The organism is Sphingobacterium sp. UBA5789 (assembly GCF_002418355.1).
In the GTDB taxonomy this organism is placed as follows: Bacteria; Bacteroidota; Bacteroidia; order Sphingobacteriales; family Sphingobacteriaceae; genus Sphingobacterium.
In genome coordinates, this window is record NZ_DIDX01000003.1 from 121,770 (window position 1) to 138,880 (window position 17,111).

15 protein-coding genes are annotated in these 17,111 nt (G+C 39.1%); 8 read left to right on the forward strand and 7 right to left on the reverse strand.

The genetic code is table 11. From position 1 onward, the window contains the following. Window positions 1-19: 19 nt before the first annotated feature. Window positions 20-1,963: a KUP/HAK/KT family potassium transporter gene (locus tag B4B65_RS06745; protein WP_201680455.1), complete on the reverse strand. Its 1,944-nt coding sequence runs from the start codon at window positions 1,961-1,963 to the stop codon at window positions 20-22. Window positions 1,964-2,213: 250 nt separating this feature from the next. Between B4B65_RS06745 and B4B65_RS06750 the strand changes: the two genes are divergently transcribed. After that, entirely contained in the window at window positions 2,214-2,720 is a 507-nt protein-coding gene (locus B4B65_RS06750; protein WP_201680453.1) for a T9SS type A sorting domain-containing protein, read from the forward strand. 75 nt (window positions 2,721-2,795) lie between these two features. Here the strand turns inward: B4B65_RS06750 and ispG are convergent, their stop codons facing one another. Together ispG and B4B65_RS06760 are read right to left on the reverse strand one after the other, a co-directional pair. Further along, complete coding sequence (ispG, locus tag B4B65_RS06755; RefSeq protein ID WP_293914514.1) at window positions 2,796-4,814, reverse strand: (E)-4-hydroxy-3-methylbut-2-enyl-diphosphate synthase; 2,019 nt, start codon at window positions 4,812-4,814, stop codon at window positions 2,796-2,798. Window positions 4,815-4,859: 45 nt separating this feature from the next. Continuing rightward, complete coding sequence (locus B4B65_RS06760; RefSeq protein ID WP_293914516.1) at window positions 4,860-5,807, reverse strand: LiaI-LiaF-like domain-containing protein; 948 nt, start codon at window positions 5,805-5,807, stop codon at window positions 4,860-4,862. A 293-nt stretch (window positions 5,808-6,100) separates the two neighbouring features. On the opposite strand from B4B65_RS06760, the gene B4B65_RS06765 reads away from it, so the two are divergent. Genes B4B65_RS06765 through B4B65_RS06775 form a run of 3 tightly spaced genes read left to right on the forward strand, consistent with a single transcriptional unit; the run spans window position 6,101 to window position 8,566 of the window. Then, window positions 6,101-6,835 (forward strand): MlaE family ABC transporter permease, encoded by a 735-nt coding sequence (locus tag B4B65_RS06765; protein WP_002992825.1) that lies wholly within the window; start codon window positions 6,101-6,103, stop codon window positions 6,833-6,835. A gap of 5 nt (window positions 6,836-6,840) precedes the next feature. Next, window positions 6,841-7,605, forward strand: coding sequence for an ABC transporter ATP-binding protein (locus B4B65_RS06770; protein ID WP_115170483.1), 765 nt, complete (start codon window positions 6,841-6,843; stop codon window positions 7,603-7,605). A gap of 52 nt (window positions 7,606-7,657) precedes the next feature. Then, window positions 7,658-8,566: a class I SAM-dependent methyltransferase gene (locus tag B4B65_RS06775; protein ID WP_293914522.1), complete on the forward strand. Its 909-nt coding sequence runs from the start codon at window positions 7,658-7,660 to the stop codon at window positions 8,564-8,566. A 77-nt stretch (window positions 8,567-8,643) separates the two neighbouring features. On the opposite strand, the gene B4B65_RS06780 is transcribed toward B4B65_RS06775, so the two are convergent. The 4 genes from B4B65_RS06780 to B4B65_RS06795 all read right to left on the reverse strand — a co-directional run bounded on the left by B4B65_RS06780 (window position 8,644) and on the right by B4B65_RS06795 (window position 13,878). Next, window positions 8,644-10,428 carry a hypothetical protein gene (locus B4B65_RS06780; protein ID WP_293914524.1) on the reverse strand — a complete coding sequence of 595 codons (1,785 nt, stop codon included), beginning with the start codon at window positions 10,426-10,428 and terminating at the stop codon, window positions 8,644-8,646. 101 nt (window positions 10,429-10,529) lie between these two features. Next, the gene (purU, locus tag B4B65_RS06785; RefSeq protein WP_293914526.1) at window positions 10,530-11,372 is read right to left on the reverse strand and encodes a formyltetrahydrofolate deformylase; all 843 of its coding nucleotides are present in this window, start codon (window positions 11,370-11,372) and stop codon (window positions 10,530-10,532) included. 26 nt (window positions 11,373-11,398) lie between these two features. Continuing rightward, window positions 11,399-13,252 (reverse strand): DNA topoisomerase IV subunit B, encoded by a 1,854-nt coding sequence (locus B4B65_RS06790; protein WP_201680440.1) that lies wholly within the window; start codon window positions 13,250-13,252, stop codon window positions 11,399-11,401. Between the two features lie 158 nt (window positions 13,253-13,410). After that, window positions 13,411-13,878 carry a GyrI-like domain-containing protein gene (locus B4B65_RS06795; protein WP_293914529.1) on the reverse strand — a complete coding sequence of 156 codons (468 nt, stop codon included), beginning with the start codon at window positions 13,876-13,878 and terminating at the stop codon, window positions 13,411-13,413. 208 nt (window positions 13,879-14,086) lie between these two features. Between B4B65_RS06795 and B4B65_RS06800 the strand changes: the two genes are divergently transcribed. The 4 genes from B4B65_RS06800 (at window position 14,087) to B4B65_RS06815 (ending at window position 17,096) form a co-directional block, all read left to right on the forward strand. Next, a complete protein-coding gene (locus B4B65_RS06800) occupies window positions 14,087-14,779 on the forward strand; it encodes a hypothetical protein (RefSeq protein ID WP_293914531.1) in 693 nt (230 codons plus the stop codon). 42 nt (window positions 14,780-14,821) lie between these two features. Beyond that, window positions 14,822-15,274, forward strand: coding sequence for a hypothetical protein (locus tag B4B65_RS06805; RefSeq protein ID WP_293914533.1), 453 nt, complete (start codon window positions 14,822-14,824; stop codon window positions 15,272-15,274). A 176-nt stretch (window positions 15,275-15,450) separates the two neighbouring features. Next, window positions 15,451-15,594 carry a hypothetical protein gene (locus tag B4B65_RS06810; protein WP_293914535.1) on the forward strand — a complete coding sequence of 48 codons (144 nt, stop codon included), beginning with the start codon at window positions 15,451-15,453 and terminating at the stop codon, window positions 15,592-15,594. Between the two features lie 785 nt (window positions 15,595-16,379). Next, the gene (locus tag B4B65_RS06815) at window positions 16,380-17,096 is read left to right on the forward strand and encodes an ABC transporter ATP-binding protein (RefSeq protein WP_293914537.1); all 717 of its coding nucleotides are present in this window, start codon (window positions 16,380-16,382) and stop codon (window positions 17,094-17,096) included. The last annotated feature ends 15 nt before the right edge of the window (window positions 17,097-17,111 follow it).

The window sequence follows — 17,111 nt, forward strand, 5'->3', positions numbered from 1 at the left end:
ATCGGAGGCCCTTAGTTTTTTAGTTGATACGATTGATAACAACTTCATGTGTCCTTGGTATGCTGAGCGGTACACGTTCTATCGTCACAAAACTTGCATCCAGACCAAATCCTTTTTCTTCGGACAGACTGAATTTCTTGAGAATTTTATAGATCTCGAAGATAATACGTTCGTGCCATTTCAGATCATTGGTTTTGGATAACACTTTTTCAAGAATAACAAATCTGAAATCTCCGGGTATTTTATATTTTTTCAACGAATCATACTGACTTACAATATCGATCTCATTTCGCTGTACCATCTCTTCCACTACTTTTCTAAACAGCAAACTGATGCGTTGTTCTTCCCTGAATCCCAGTTTAAAGTCTATGCGGATCAATTTGCCCGGAATGATCTGTTCTACTGTATATTCCCGCGTATGTGGATTATCCATCACATCTACGTGCACCAGCCAGTAGACATCTGCTTTCTTAGGCTTTTTATTGATCATAGAATAAATGATCTTGTATTCTATCTCATTCCTGTTGTTTGCACTGGTCAGATAGACTAATTGTGATGCAAAAGTAGGAATAGTAGGATCTTTACTCATTTCTGAAATGATATCATTATAATCCCTGATATTAACAAACTTGACAAAGCGGTTTTTGATTTTTCTGGCATTGTACCAGGCATACATAACAGCTATAAGCGCCAGTGATAAGACGAGCGTCAACCAGCCTCCGTGTGCAATTTTTACAGAGTTACCTGCCAGGAATCCAAACTCGATAAAGAAATAGAAGCCTACAAATAAGAAGATCAGATACTTGTTTACGCGTTTCCATCTCAGGAAGAATCCCATAAGAATGGTCGTTGTGATAAATGTTGCATTGATGGCCAGACCATATGCAGCCTCCATATTGCTGGATTCCCTGAATACAGCAATAATCAGCATACATCCCAACCATAATATCAGATTGATGGATGGTACATATAATTGTCCTTTATGATCACTGGGATAGCGGATGGTGACTTTTGGCCAGATATTCAGACGTACAGCTTCAGAGATCAGTGTAAATGATCCTGATATCATCGCCTGGCTGGCAATAATAGCTGCAATGGTCGCAATAACAACACCATAACCCAGAAACCATTCCGGCATAATCGCGTAAAATGGATTTTTTTCACCAATCTGAGTCCCTGAATGTGCCAGTAACCAGGCTCCTTGTCCGAAGTAATTAAGTAATAAACATATTTTTACAAGTATCCAGCTTATTCTGATGTTAGCTTTTCCGCAATGTCCCATATCCGAGTAGAGTGCCTCAGCTCCTGTAGTACACAGAAATACTCCTCCAATAATAAACAACGCATTTGGTGTGCTTACTATTAATTTGAAAGCATAATAAGGGTTGATTGCTTTTAGCACCTGAGGAGCTTCATCTATGTAGCTTATTCCCAGTATCCCTATGGTCAAAAACCAGGTGAGCATAAGAGGTCCGAATACCTTTCCTACAATGGAAGTCCCGAAACGCTGAATAAGAAAGAGCCCTGAAATAATCACGATTACGATAGGTACCGTCTGAATAGTAGGATTGTTGATGGCCAGACCTTCTATTGCTGAAGATATGGTAATCGCTGGTGTCAACATACCATCGGCCAAAAGGGTGGAAGCTCCGATAATGGCCGGAATGATAAGCCACTTGGCCTGCCTCTTGACAAGAGAGTAGAGCGACAGGATACCTCCTTCACCATTGTTGTCCGCATTCAGCGCAATCAGTACATACTTAACAGTAGTTTGAAGGGTAATAGTCCATACGACACAGGATAATCCCCCGAGGACGAGGTCTGGTTCGATAGTTCCTTTGTTAATAATAGCTTTGAATACATAGAGCGGGGAAGTTCCGATATCTCCAAAGATAATTCCTAAGCTAATCAGTAAGCCGCCGAGGCTTAACTTTTGAACGTCGCTTGCGTTTTTTGTTGACATTCTAAATAAATTTAATGACTAAATCTTCAATTTTTCGCCTGTTAATCAGTATTCTTGATAACAGAATTGAACTGCCAAAGTTTGGTTTTTTTTGTGACAACGTCAAGAGTTGTTAAAAATTGTTAAAGCCATTAAAAATCGTCTGATTAATTAACGATCAGATAAAAAAAAATCTATTTTTGTATGAAGATAATTGAGAAAAAGGTTTATATTTGATTAAACCAATTAACAATACAACTGTCTCAGACATATGATGAAATTTTTTACTAAGATACACATTATTAAAACCCTTACGAACGCACTTGTGCTTATGGCAAGTCTGAGCTTTGCTTGGGGTTCCAATATGGTATTGGCGAGTGATAGTTCATCAAAAAAAATGGGCCATATGTATATGGCATCCAACGCCTCAAAGGCTGCTAAATATTTCAATAACGAATCTTCATACGACTTTGGTATGTCAGCAGCGAAAATTTTTTCTGCAGCAGAGTCTGACAAACTGATCAATAATGTAAAAGTATTCTACAATCCTATTGCTGAACAGGTAACTGTATCATTCAAATTGGGCAAACAGAATACGGTTTCCATAAAGGTAATGGATGCATTGGGGAATGAAGTATTGGGACTGATGAACAATACACTTGAGGCCGGCAATCAGAATCTTGCATTTGAAACCAATGGCAAATTATCCTCAGGCTTTTACTTTGTAAGAGTTGTAGCAGGAACTGAAACAGTCATTAAACGTATATCAGTCAGATAATGATCTGATTTTAGAAATAAGATATCAAGATATATATAATAAAAAAGCGGGACTTCATTTTGAAGTCCCGCTTTTTTATACTGCAGTTTCTTGTTCTTCGATCCAAAGACCGTCGCCTTTGATAATATCGATAAGTTCATCAAGAGCATTTGCTGAGCTTACATTTTTCTTGACCACTTCCTTACCACGATAGAGCGTAATTTTGTCCGGACCAGCACCAACATAGCCGTAGTCAGCATCTGCCATCTCACCGGGACCGTTGACGATACAACCCATGATGGCGATCTTCAACCCTTTAAGATGATTAGTTCGTGCACGGATCATCTGGGTGGTATCCTGTAAATCAAATAAAGTCCGTCCACAGCTTGGGCAAGAGATATATTCTGTTTTGGATATACGCGATCGGGTAGCCTGCAGGATTCCAAAGGATAAGGAAACCAGCTTGTCAAGAGGTGTTGCGGGCGAATCCACCCATATTCCGGAACCTAGTTTGTCAATAAGTAAAGCGCCAAGATCTGTCGCCGCATAGAGCTGAATCTTGGAAATAGGTTCTTCCGGATTCATAATATCCCCAATGGGACCTGAAAATTCTTCCGCCGGATAGGATCTTTTTATAATAACAGGGTTATCGAGTCCTATTTCCTGAAGATTGGAGAAAAACTGACGCTGATCTGCCATCCCGTGAATATGATCCGTTTCCAGAATAAATACAACAGTGTTATCGATGGCTGAATTACCAAAAATTTCGGAATCCAGGTCATTATTTTTTATATAGATCAGATTGAGTACAGGATCTTTGCGGGATGCTGTATTAAATTGCTCCAGATCAAAAACAGGATGTATATTAGTTGGATTAGCTATCGTTAACCAGGTATTGTAATTATAAAGCTGCTTCAGATTGCCTGGCATGGTAAAAGAAGGTAGCTGGTCTCCCAGAAATACAAAATCTACCGATTGTTCCCCCATATGATACTTGTCATTGAGGATATCATAGCGATATCCCGTAGCCGTCAGTATATTCGGGTCTTTCAGGTTAGCGGTGGAAATATCAACAATGACACGGGGAACGAGAGAACCACCGATAAAAGTGTTGACTTCTCTGGATTCGTAAGCTACTGTTTCGGCAGAAGGATTAAGCTGTATTATTTCCCGACTTTGTGTAGTTGCTTCCTGCAACATTTTAGCCCGTTTGCTGTAACGGTTTACGAGAGCTATAGCTACCGGAGCTTCTTTTTCCGGTTCTTCAGTTAATGATACACGTACTGTATCGCCCAGGCCATCTTCTAATAATGTACCAATACCAACGGCCGATTTGATACGTCCGTCTTCTCCGTCTCCGGCCTCCGTGACACCCAGATGGAGTGGATAGTTCATATTCTCGATGACCATTTTCTCAACCAGCATACGATATGCCTGTACCATTACCTGCGGATTACTGGATTTCATCGAAATGGTCAGGTTGTAAAAGTTAAGATCTTCGCAGATACGGATAAATTCCAGTGCAGATTCCACCATTCCCTCGGGAGTATCTCCATAATGGCTCATGATACGGTCAGACAGCGAACCATGATTTGTGCCTATACGCATAGCTGTACCATATTCTTTACAGATATTGACTAAAGGAGCAAACTTTTTATAGATGCGGTCTAGCTCGGCCTGATATTCATCTGCAGAATAAGAAAGCTGATCGAATTTCTTCTTATCCGCATAATTACCGGGGTTGATCCGTACTTTTTCTACGATTCTTGCCGCTACTTCTGCTGCATTGGGTGTAAAATGGATATCCGCAACGAGAGGGACATTATAGCCCCTGTTACGGAGTTCTTTTTTAATATTTGCAAGATTTTCGGCTTCTTTTATACTTGGTGCAGTGATACGGACATATTCACAACCAGCGTCTACCATGCGGATAGTCTGCTCTACAGAGCCCATCGTGTCCATGGTATCTATAGTGGTCATACTTTGGATACGTATAGGATTGTTTCCTCCCATAGGTATATCTCCGATATTCACTTCCCTGGTTACCCATCGGCTGTAATCTGTTTTAGAATTACAATATCCTCCGGGTAAGCTCAATAAATTACTTGTATCCATATTTACCACAAAGTTATGGATTCTGAAGTAATAATTTCGTAAGATTTAGTATTGAATAATCTTGAAAGAGGTAACGCCTGCATCAATTACAATGTTGTATTTTGAAGTTGCCTGTGGATAATTAGCTGTTTCACTGACACCGTCACCTTTTCTCACAAAACCGCTTCCCAATTCAATAGAGGATAGTCCGCTGTCTGAAGTAACCTGACAGGGTACATCTTTAGGGATTCGGATTTCGACAGAAGATGCTCCTGCATCTATATTGATCGTGGAGGTTTCTACAGGTCTTCCTAGTTTCATATTTACAGAGCTCGCTCCTGTGTCAAAATTGATGTTTCTGATTTTAAAAGGAGAGAGGTCCATCTGTACGTCTGAAGCTCCGATATCAAAGTTGAGATCCCAGACCACATCTTTATTCAATTTGAATAATGTTGTATTATTTTTGCTGCGTCCTTTTTTTCTCTTTTTTCCTGTTAAATCAACTGTTGCTGTGCCGTCTTCAGCTGAGTCTGAGGTGAGTTTAAGAAAATAAGAGTCCGAAGAATTTCCTGCTTCAAATAATAAACTGCTCGGCTGACTAGATAATTTCAGATTAGTCGTGCCTATATCAAAATTTGCTTTAGCTACGGAAAGGTTTTTAGGAAGTTGGATGGCGAGGCTCTTACTTGATGAGGAAGGAATTGAATCTTCTAACTCATCTGTGCTGATATGAATATTAGATCCTTTGAAAAATCTGGAAATCAGGCTTTCATTTGGAGTTGTAAAACCGATAAATACCAGAAATCCTAATAGCAGACAGGTAAACCCTAATTTGGCGATCTGTCCGGATTGTCCATTAGGCATAAGCATATTAATACCACCTAAGATAATCAATAATGGCCAGTAACGAATGATTTCAAGCCAGTTGAACTCAATGATGTCCAGGACATCAAGAAGCAATATAATCCCCACAAAAAGAAAGATAAGTCCTGAGGTAATTCTTTTATTGTTCATTATGTTTATATGTTATGTTGTCGATTCTAATTGTTTAACTGAATCAAAATTAAAGTGAAGATGATAAAAAAAACAATGTAATTAGGTTATTTCCTGCATTTATTCGGTAAATGTCTTAAATCTGTCGGTGAAAAATTAATATTCAGGTCTGTAACAGGAATGCCCTTTCAGTGTAACAGGTTTTTGTGGGATTATGCCTATATTCGTTTATATTTTGATATCGCAGGGCAACAGAGTATACGAATCCTTCAGCAGGAGGCGTTTTATAGCAAATAATGTACTAAAGGAAATATATGTTAATTTATCATATCGGAAAATACATTTTACTTTTAAAATCAGTTTTTAAAAAACCCGAAAAGGGAAAGATCTATTGGAAAGAAACCATGTTTGCAATGACAGATATCGGACTTGGTTCGTTAGGTCTGATTGTGATCATATCAACCTTTATAGGGGCTGTAATGACCATGCAGATTGCCTTCCAGCTGGTTTCCGATCTGATTCCGAATTCGATTATCGGACAAATTAACCGTGATTCCAATATTCTGGAATTGGGGCCTACAATCTCAGCGTTGGTCTTAATGGGTAAAGTCGGTTCGTCTATTTCTTCACAGATCGGTTCTATGCGTGTCACAGAGCAGATCGATGCATTGGAAATTATGGGGATCAATGCTCCCGGTTATCTGATTCTGCCTAAGATACTGGCTGGTATTACGATGATTCCGGCTTTAGTTATTGTTGCGATTTTCTGTGCGATATTGGGCGGACTTTTAGGAGGTGCATTATCCGGTGCAGTTAGCACAGCCGATTATATACAGGGTATTCAGGGTAGTTTTAATGGGTTTACAGTATCCGTTGCGATGGTTAAGGCTGTAGTCTTTGGATTTATTATTACCTCAGTGCCTGCTTATAAAGGTTTCTATGTGAGCGGAGGTGCTCTGGAAGTAGGAGAGGCAGGTACGCAGGCCGTAGTGATTGGCTGTATTACTATACTGGCTAGTGATTATTTGATCACAGCTTTAATGTTGTAAGGAAGATGATTGAAATTCAGAATATTCATAAAGCATTTGGTGAGAAAGAAGTATTAAAAGGAATAGATGCTATTTTCGAACCGGGAAAAGTAAGTTTGATCATTGGTGGTTCCGGTTCCGGAAAAAGTACATTACTCAAATGTATAGTTGGACTGCATAATCCGGAACAGGGGCGTGTGTTTTTTGATAAACAGGAATTTACCAAGATGAGTTTTGAAGAGCGCGTGCCTATCCGTAAAGAAATAGGTATGCTTTTTCAGAATTCAGCGCTTTTTGACTCCATGACAGTAGAACAGAATCTGATGTTTTCATTGGATATGTTTACGGAGATGTCAAAAAGTGAAAAAATAGACCGTGCAAATTTTTGTCTGGAAAGAGTCAATCTGAAGGGAACTAATAAATTGTTTCCGGCAGAATTGTCTGGGGGTATGAAAAAACGGGTTGGGATTGCCAGAGCAATCAGTATGGGACCTAAATACCTTTTCTGCGATGAACCCAACTCCGGCCTTGATCCTGAAACGTCTATTCTGATCGATGAATTGATTCAGGATCTGACCCAGGAATACCAGTGTACAACTGTTGTCGTGACGCATGATATGAATTCGGTAATGGGTATAGGCGAATATATTCTGTATTTGTATAAAGGTGAAAAATTCTGGGAAGGTACCAATCAGGATATTCTTCAGTCGGACGTCAAGGAGTTGAATGATTTTGTATTTGCAAGTCCGCTGATGCAGGCAGCCCGCAAAACGATGAAGCATGATGGTTAATGATCTTCGTGTTATAGTTTTGAATGATTAACCGTATCTTTGCTGCAAATTTTTGATTTTGAAAAATACTGAAATACAATTACTGACTCCTCAGCATTGGAAGGATTATGAACTCATCGATTGTGGTGATTTTGAAAAACTGGAGCGTTTTGGTCATCTGGTACTGATCCGTCCCGAACCTCAGGCCGTATGGCCTAAGACACTTTCTGATGCCGAGTGGACAAAAAGATATGATATTCGTTTTAAAGGTCGTTCTGCAACTTCTGGAGATTGGGTGAAAAAAAATCCGAAAGCGCAGGATCGCTGGCATATCGAATATAAAAATAAAGATGCTGCAATTAAATTCAGACTGGGACTTACCTCTTTCAAACATGTGGGTGTTTTTCCGGAACAAGCTGTTAACTGGGATTATATCTCGGAATCTGTACGCTCTTTTAAGACTGATAAACCTAAAGTGTTGAATCTCTTCGCATATACTGGTGGTGCATCATTGATTGCAAAAGCTGCGGGTGCAGATACTACGCACGTAGATTCTATCAAGCAGGTGGTGACCTGGGCTAATGAAAATCAGGAAATTTCAGGTCTCGATAATATCCGCTGGGTGGTAGAGGATGCTCTTAAATTTGTAAAGCGGGAACTTAAACGCGGAAATACATATAATGGTATTATTCTGGATCCGCCGGCTTACGGACACGGTCCGAAAGGGGAGAAGTGGAAACTGGAAGACCATATCATGGAAATGATGAAGGATGTGGTACAGCTACTTGATCCAAAAGAACATTTCCTGATTTTGAATACCTATTCTTTAGGTTTTTCTTCTGTTATTGTGGAAAATCTGATCAGAACTGCTTTTCCGAAAGTGGAAAATCTGGAAATCGGAGAACTCTACCTGCAAGCTACAGCAGGCCCTAAATTACCGTTAGGTGTATTTGGTAAATTCAGAAAAATCGCTAAAGACTAAGCATTTATCATTGTATGCAGCGATGGTGTCATAAATCGCTGCATACAAATACATACTCTTTGAACCTCAGATTGTATTTAACTAAAGGACAGGTTCTCAAGCTCCTGTTCGATCTCATCCAGCTGACTCGCAAATGCAGCTAATTCCGAAGCCTTAAACCCCGTTAAATCTTTTATTAAAGCCCTGTAGTAGTTGATACCCTCCTTTAACTGAGCCTTGAATTTATCCAGATATTTTAACTTTTTGTCCTCCATATCCAGCTTATTCACATCTATGTATTTTCGGATATGATCCATGTAGAGTCTAAGCTCATTGATAAAGAGAATGGGGCGTTCGGCGGATTGAATCAGATTGTCACGACCATAAATATGATTGACCATCTGATCTAATGAAAATATACCTTTGAACCAAAAAGTATTCGGCCCTGGACAAATAGCAACAGCGGCAGACTCTTTAGGCTTAAGGATATCATACTTTAAATATGCAGGAGTTGCAAGACCTTCGCAGAGACATGTTTTTGCTGTAATATCCTGGAATGCACGTTCGTATGCTTCAGTTGTCAATTCCTGCTGATCAAGCTCCTTTAATTTCATGTGCTGATATTCACGGGAAGCTGTACAGATTGGTTGTATAGTGTATGCCGTATTGGAAACGAGGTACTTTTTCTTACAAGGACTACCGGGACGACCTTTTTCAATCCGCTGTATCCGAAGTTTTTCGGCAGAACTTTGTCTGAAATTGTTGAACGGGACACCGAGAGGTGAAGATCCGCTGATGTAAAAATCATCTGCTTTGGATCTGACCAGCGCCTCTAGTGTGTCATCATCTACTGTAGTCGCATCAGGAACCAATAAAAAGGGTGATCCCCATCCAACAGCATCAAATTCATAATGACTCAATAAAAACTGATGTTCTGCAGCAGTACCCACCCCTCCCTGTACTGTATACCTGATATGTGGCGGTTGTTTGCAAATGATATTCTTTGCCTCCCAGTATTTGCGATACGTCTCAAATAACTCTTCTTTTAATTGTTGCTTTTTGTCTTTAAATTCAGCCAGTATGGGACCAAGTAGATAGCCATCTGTTGCAAAAGCATGTCCTCCGCAATTTAATCCGGATTCTACTCTGAACTCTGATACCCACAATCCTTTTTTTGCTAAAAATCTGGCTTGTATCATTGCCGATCGAAAGTCACTTACTTTGAGCGTAATCTTTTTCTCAAAATCCTGTCCCTCCTTTGGCTGGAAGACTTGCAGTTCAGACAAATAGCTATACAGACGGGGGTTCATACCTGCTGATAATACAACAGAAGAATGGAGATCTGAATTGGCAAAACCACGTAACGCTGCCAGAGCATCTGCATATTTTTCATCTAAAGCTTCACCATTAGGAGCATAATTGATCTTATCTACTTTAGACATGATATTGACGTCGATATCTCCAGGCTGAATACAGGAATGCAATTGTAGAGACAGTTGGTTTCTGGTCTTATCATCTGTTTCTTTCAGCATCTGATCGTACTGAGCCTTTATAGGATTATTATCTGGGAGAAGATTAAAGTAACGGGCAACTTCAGAATTGGCTTCCATTAGCTGGGCCCGCATGCCGGCCGTCTGTTCCCTGACAAGTTGTTTTACCAGATTAAGGTATGCTGTAATACGTTTTGCTCTAAAATCCTGATCTTTTTTAGTAATAGGAAGAAAGTCTATATTATTCAGTTTGCTGTAATATGCCCGGATACGTTCTATGAGTTCATCATCCACAATGGAAATTACAGATGAAATACCGTATCTGGCAACCTTGAGCGGGGAATCAATAGAAAAGGCCAATCCCAGTACAGGAATGTGAAAGGAGTGCGTCATTATTCAGTTCTTATTTCGATACGAAATAAGGGATAATTATGCAGGTAAAAAGTAACTGGGTTGCTTAGTAAATAGTGATGTTGGTCATATTTCCCCTGTCCCTATTCAAAAACAACTGTTTTATTACGGTCCAGCATCACTCTATCTTCCAGTAGCAGCCGGATTGTTCTGGCCAGTACAGCTTTTTCGATTTCTTTACCTGCAGTCATCATATCCTGTACAGTATAGGTATGGTTGACTCTTCTGGTATCCTGTACGATAATAGGTCCTTCATCCAAGTCATCTGTTACATAGTGTGCCGTTGCACCTATGATCTTCACGCCTCTGGTATGTGCCTGCCGATAGGGATTAGCTCCTATGAAAGCGGGAAGAAAGGAATGGTGAATATTGATGATTTTACCTTGATACTGCTGTACAAATGTCGGGGACAGAATTCGCATAAATTTGGCCAGGATAATATAATCAAACTCGTATTGATCAATTTGTGCAGTCAATCGGCGTTCAAACTCCTCTTTACTTAAGTTTTCATGTGAAACATGGTGATAGGAGATATCAAATTTTTGGGTAAATCCTTCCAGATCACTATAATTACCTATTACAGCCTGAATATCCGTGTTCCAGGTTTCGAAATGATGGCGAATCAGAATATCGGCCAGACAGTGATGCTCTTTGGTGACCAGTATGATTAATTTTTTTCGCTCTGAAGGATTGATTTTTATGCTGGCATTATCCGGAAGACTTTGTTTTAAAGCAGTAAATAATTCTTCTGTATTTTCGAGTACTCCTGTACAGACAACACGAACGAAAAACTTACCGGCTTCCTCATCCACAAATTCGCGCATCGTTACGATATTCAACCGGTACTGTGCCAGTGTATTAGCTATTTTTGCGACTAATCCAACGTCGTCCTGACATTGGATTAGAATCAATATGGGTTTAGTCATTAAGGTTAGGTTCGATTAGGACTTTACTATACTGCTTCTTTTGTCAACTCAGCTTCCAGATCAACTTCTACACGAAGATTGTTGACAATATGTTTCTGTCTGTCCGGCGTATTTTTTCCCATATAATATTCCAGCAATTGCTGAATTTTATTGTCTTTGGTTAGGATGACCGGATCCAGACGGATATCCTTACCTATAAACAAACCAAATTCGGATGGAGAGATTTCTCCCAAACCTTTGAAACGTGTTATTTCAGGTTTCGCTCCTAATTTTGCAATAGCCCGTTGGCGTTCTTCATCCGAATAGCAATATATCGTTTCCTTTTTATTCCGTACACGGAACAGTGGAGTCTGTAGAATGGCTACATGTCCGGCTTTGACAAGATCAGGGAAGAATTGCAAAAAGAAGGTAAGCAAGAGAAGGCGGATGTGCATACCGTCGACATCGGCATCTGTAGCAATAACAATATTATTGTAGCGAAGGCCGTCCAGACCATCTTCAATATTTAGAGCGTGCTGTAAGAGGTTAAATTCTTCATTTTCATAGACAATCTTTTTAGACATGCCATACGAATTTAAAGGTTTACCTTTCAGACTGAATACAGCCTGGGTCTGTACATCACGTGATTTGGTAATGGATCCGCTGGCTGAATCTCCCTCTGTAATAAAAAGGGTAGTCTCCTGGTTACGTTCATTTTTGTCCGAAAAGTGCACCTTGCAATCTCTTAGTTTGCGATTGTGTAGCGAGGCTTTCTTTGCACGTTCATTTGCCAGTTTCTTGATTCCGGCAATATCTTTACGCTCCCGTTCGGATTGCAGGATCCTTTTTAATAAAGCATCTGCTGTATCCGAATTGCGGTGTAAGTAATCATCCAATGCTTTTTTCAGGAAGTCATTGATAAATGTACGTACAGTAGGACCATCGGGACCAATGCTTTGAGATCCTAATTTTGTCTTTGTCTGCGATTCGAAAACAGGCTCCTGAACTTTTATAGCAATCGCTCCGATGATAGAGGAACGAACATCGGCAGCATCGAAATCTTTTTTGTAAAATTCACGGATCGTTTTTACTAAAGCTTCTCTGAATGCGGCCTGATGAGTACCTCCCTGTGTAGTATGCTGACCATTGACAAAGGAGTAATACTCTTCTCCATATTGCTGGCCGTGTGTCAGCGCTATTTCTATATCTTCACCCTTCAGATGTATGATAGGGTAACGCATAGATTCTGTATCTATATTGCGCTCTAAGAGATCTTTAAGTCCATTTTCAGAGATGAATTTCTGACCGTTAAAATTGATAACCAGTCCTGAATTCAGAAAGACATAATTCCAGATCATATTTTCTACAAATTCCATACGGTATTTGTAGTTTCTGAAGATACTGTCATCCGGATAGAAGGAAACTGCAGTACCATTTCGTTGAGTGGTCTCTTTCTTTTCATCAGTGACCAACTCGCCTTTGCTGAATTGAGCTATCCGTGTTTCACCCTGACGGTAAGATTGTACTGTGAATTGTGTGGATAGGGCATTTACTGCCTTAGTACCAACTCCGTTTAGTCCTACAGATTTCTGAAAGGCTTTACTGTCATATTTACCTCCGGTATTGATCTTTGATACGACGTCCACTACTGACCCGATAGGAATACCACGACCATAGTCTCTCACAGATACCTTGTTTTCATTGACCGATATGTCAATAATCTTACCTGCTCCCATTACAAATTCATCGATAGAGTTATCCACTACTTCTTTGAGTAGTACATAGATACCATCATCATACGCTGATCCATCTCCCAATTTACCAATATACATTCCGGGACGTAGACGGATGTGTTCCTTCCAGTCCAGGGATCGTATGCTGTCTTCGTTATATGTAGTCATAAGGTCTTGAAAATCTTGAAAGCAAAAATATAAAAAAATAAATCGAATACAGGGTAGTAAAGCTATAAATAAAACAGAGAAGACAGGTTGTCAAGTCTAATGATTAACTGACATCCGTTTAGTTTATCTTAATACCTGGATAAAAGTCCATCAATTCCTTATTCCTTAACGGAAATAAATGTCTCAACTTCGGCATTATCGCCATCATAGTATTTTTTGCCATGTATGGTAAAGTCAGCTTTATAAGCCCGTTTTGAATTAAGTTCTTTATAAGCCCAGATTTCCAGCCAGGTATTAAAGACCGCTTCAGGCATTTTACCATTTGAAACAAACTTCCGGTAAGATGCAGTTTCAATGGTCAGTCCCACAAAACCCTCCGGAATGGATTCCAAAGAGCTAACCGGTAATCCAATGATAGTGGTGTAAAGGCCGGTAAAGTCTGATTCATAATCTGTGTAAACAGCATAGATTTCTTCACTTACTCTGTTCGGAATCTGTTTTTGAATCTCTTCGTTCCAAAATCTGCCCCATAAAGCTTCGATATCTTTTGCAGCCTGTCCGTTTGCATTTGCCGTTTTTGTTGAAATACCGATTACATGAAATTGTGGAATTGTTTGGTCGTCCATAGTTTTAGAAATATTTGTTTGAATTTGAGATTGTGCAGTTCCTGATAGTACCATAAACGTTAAAATAAGGGTGCTGTAGAGATTTTTCATTGTTTTGTTGTTACAGCACAAATGTATAATGCACTATTGACAACACTATGTCAGTAGTCTCTGATATTTTTGTATTGAAAACTTTTGTATATTTAGTAGTTAGACATAATTTTATCCGATGACACTCGACGAACTGACTCTTGAATTATTAGCAGAAAGAGCATTGGCACCATTTGACAGTAAGGGGCTGGTTAATTGGGCTGTATGTGTTTTGGAATTGGGATACGAGAGTGAAAATCTATTTATTTTGGCTGGGTTAGATTTTGAGAACACAGAAGAAAGAGAAAAGTATTTTTTGAAAAGTATCGCAGATTTGAAACTTGATGTTGTACAACCGGATGATGAATTAATAGAAAAATATGCGATGACAATCGCAAAGAGAGCAATTACCGGAAAAATCAGTATAGAATATGCATTTGATCAAATGGTAAAAATTGAGATGGCAACTGAATACGATATTAAGTATAGAGCCTTCTACGAAATAGATGAAGATCTGGATTATTTGAAGTATGATAATTCCACTTTGTTTAATGCCGGGCTGACTATTGAAAACTCAAAAGAATTTATTTTAAAAGAGTTTGAGTTTTTTGTAAAAATGGAAAGCTTAAAAATTCCACAGGAAGAACAAAACAAGGTGTATTGCGAAAAGTGTAAAAAACTAACTATTCCGGCTACTAAAATTAAATATCAGCTCAGGCGCCCCTTTAAATACAAGGTTTGGGCATGCGGATTTTGTGGCTATCAAAATATAAAATTCAGCAATGATCATAAAGTAAAAAGGTTACTAATTGAAGAGTATGAGAGAAAGTGAAAAAATCCATTCCTATCCTAATCAGCTAAAAAACGCTAATAAGTGGAAGTAGTTAAAGCAATAAAAGTCCCAGTAATAGCAGATGCTGTTTCGAGTCCTGATGTTTATTACGGTGACGGCATTACGGGAATTTATTTTGAAACGGAAGATGAACAATTCGGAAGAATAACGTTTCATAACCTTGATGCAATAAAAATCTGTCGTGGAGAACTGATGCCCTACAAATACAATTATGAAAATAACGGGAGTGCTATCATCTGGATTTACAAAATAGAAAACTCACAATGGCTTGCGGAGCGGTATAAATATGAAAATCAACACTACTGCAGTTCATACGAGTTCGGGGGAAATGTAAACGAGATGTTAACAGATTTTGGTCATTACTTGTTTTTATTTCATGACGAATTTGTAGAAATTATCGCAAGAGGGTTCTGGTTTGAAAAAGCAGAAAACAGTTTGTTCAAACAACCGCTTCAGGCTGGGCATCCTTTTTGAATTTGCCTGAAACCGAAATTAAATTATTTGAAACTGCAGGTATACATTATAAAGTTATATTCAATACCTCTTCACTCGACCAGCTCATTAGTGACAGTCAATTTTGTGAGCAAAGGTTGATTGAAATTGCAACTGAATTTGCAGGAAAATATTCAATCAATTATACCTTGGTGCTTATGAAAAGACAAGGGACGTTGATAAGTGTATTGCGTCCGTGTTTCGGACATTCGGATTTTGAAAAAGAGGGAATAGCTACGTTTGAAGATATAAAACCATTTATTGATCAGGAGATGGTAAAAATCTCCGAACGCAGAAAATAAATGGCCTACAAAGGTACAGGGTGCAAAAAACCTTTTACTTTATTCAGATAAAAACGTATATAAAACAGCATTATATAGGTTATCAGAACCCAAACATTTTATAGCTACATTCAAAAGGCAATTTGGTGTTTCGCCAGGGATGATGAGAGGACTCTTTGTTAAGAGTTTTTTTATTCAAATGTACTTATCAACTTCTACCTTTCTTTTTCTTCATTCTTTTAGTTAACTATTCTTCTTCGCAGTTCTCGCCCTGTATTATTTTTCAGTTTTACTACTAAAGTCTGGCTATATGAATGTGACATTCAATGATAGGGCGTTGCGAAATAAACTGTAGGTAAGCCTAAAAATATTTATGATTTTCACGAACACTGCGGGCAAATCCCCGGAACGGTAAAATTTACTTCATTTACTTTATACTGTTGAGGTAATGTAAATGAGGGCTCAACATCTTCAATACAGGTTGCAGATTTACAGATCTGAGAGCTAAAGCGTATATGGTTATGATGATGTATTGTTTCGTGATGATGGCAACTTGCATTACCCCTCCGTCATTATTCACAACCTTATATACCAAATCTTCTTCTCCTAATCTATCCAATACATGATAAATAGTATCTCTGTCACACAGACCGTTCAGTACTGTTTGTATCTCGGAGTTTTAGCCGTCGTATTCCTTGTTTGTTTCACTTTATTGAAAATTTTATTGCAACAATGTTGCAATAATAAATATAAATATTATTTTAGCAACAACATTGCATTAAAACAGTGTTTGAATAACATCAAATTTGATACAAATATTTATGATAGCAATTGAAAGCACAAGCAAGTCATATAAAGGAAAGCAGGTTGTAAACGAGCTTTCCCTATCTGTAGCCGCTGGCGAAATCTACGGATTGTTGGGATCGAATGGAGCGGGAAAATCTACGACGCTGAATATGTTGCTCGGATTTCTTAAACCCGATAGCGGTGCAACTCTCATCAATGGTATAGACACGACCACCGATGCCGAACGTGCAAGAAAGCAGACCGGCTATATTCCCGAAAATGTCAGTCTTTATCCTTACCTCACAGGTCTGGAGAACTTAGACTATTTCTGCAAACTGGCGGGCATTGCGTACAACAAAGCTGAGCTTTCGGACATTCTTTCCATCTGTGGCTTACAGGCAGATGCTCATAATAAGAAAACCGAAACCTATTCCAAAGGAATGCGGCAAAAAGTGGGCATTGCCATTGCTTATGCCAAAAAAGCAAAAGTGTATTTACTGGACGAACCTGCGAGCGGATTAGACCCACTGGCAAGTAATGAGCTTTCCGCTTTACTCAAAAGACTGGCTGATGAGGGAGCTGCTGTACTAATGGCTTCTCACGATATTTTCAGGGTTAGGGAAACCTGCAACCGCATCGGTATACTCAAACACGGTGTGCTGGTCAAAGAAATGAACACCTCAGAAGTTACCGCCAATGAGCTTGAAAAAATTTACCTCGACTACATGCAGGATTAACCGCTAATACTTTAT

What these genes read in the sequence shown, in the direction of transcription:
- B4B65_RS06745 (WP_201680455.1), bottom strand. Translation starts at nt 1,963, where the DNA reads ATGTCAACAAAAAACGCAAGCGACGTTCAAAAGTTAAGCCTCGGCGGC.
- B4B65_RS06750 (WP_201680453.1), top strand. Translation starts at nt 2,214, where the DNA reads ATGATGAAATTTTTTACTAAGATACACATTATTAAAACCCTTACGAAC.
- ispG (WP_293914514.1), bottom strand. Translation starts at nt 4,814, where the DNA reads ATGGATACAAGTAATTTATTGAGCTTACCCGGAGGATATTGTAATTCT.
- B4B65_RS06760 (WP_293914516.1), bottom strand. Translation starts at nt 5,807, where the DNA reads ATGAACAATAAAAGAATTACCTCAGGACTTATCTTTCTTTTTGTGGGG.
- B4B65_RS06765 (WP_002992825.1), top strand. Translation starts at nt 6,101, where the DNA reads ATGTTAATTTATCATATCGGAAAATACATTTTACTTTTAAAATCAGTT.
- B4B65_RS06770 (WP_115170483.1), top strand. Translation starts at nt 6,841, where the DNA reads ATGATTGAAATTCAGAATATTCATAAAGCATTTGGTGAGAAAGAAGTA.
- B4B65_RS06780 (WP_293914524.1), bottom strand. Translation starts at nt 10,428, where the DNA reads ATGACGCACTCCTTTCACATTCCTGTACTGGGATTGGCCTTTTCTATT.
- purU (WP_293914526.1), bottom strand. Translation starts at nt 11,372, where the DNA reads ATGACTAAACCCATATTGATTCTAATCCAATGTCAGGACGACGTTGGA.
- B4B65_RS06790 (WP_201680440.1), bottom strand. Translation starts at nt 13,252, where the DNA reads ATGACTACATATAACGAAGACAGCATACGATCCCTGGACTGGAAGGAA.
- B4B65_RS06795 (WP_293914529.1), bottom strand. Translation starts at nt 13,878, where the DNA reads ATGGACGACCAAACAATTCCACAATTTCATGTAATCGGTATTTCAACA.
- B4B65_RS06800 (WP_293914531.1), top strand. Translation starts at nt 14,087, where the DNA reads ATGACACTCGACGAACTGACTCTTGAATTATTAGCAGAAAGAGCATTG.
- B4B65_RS06810 (WP_293914535.1), top strand. Translation starts at nt 15,451, where the DNA reads ATGAAAAGACAAGGGACGTTGATAAGTGTATTGCGTCCGTGTTTCGGA.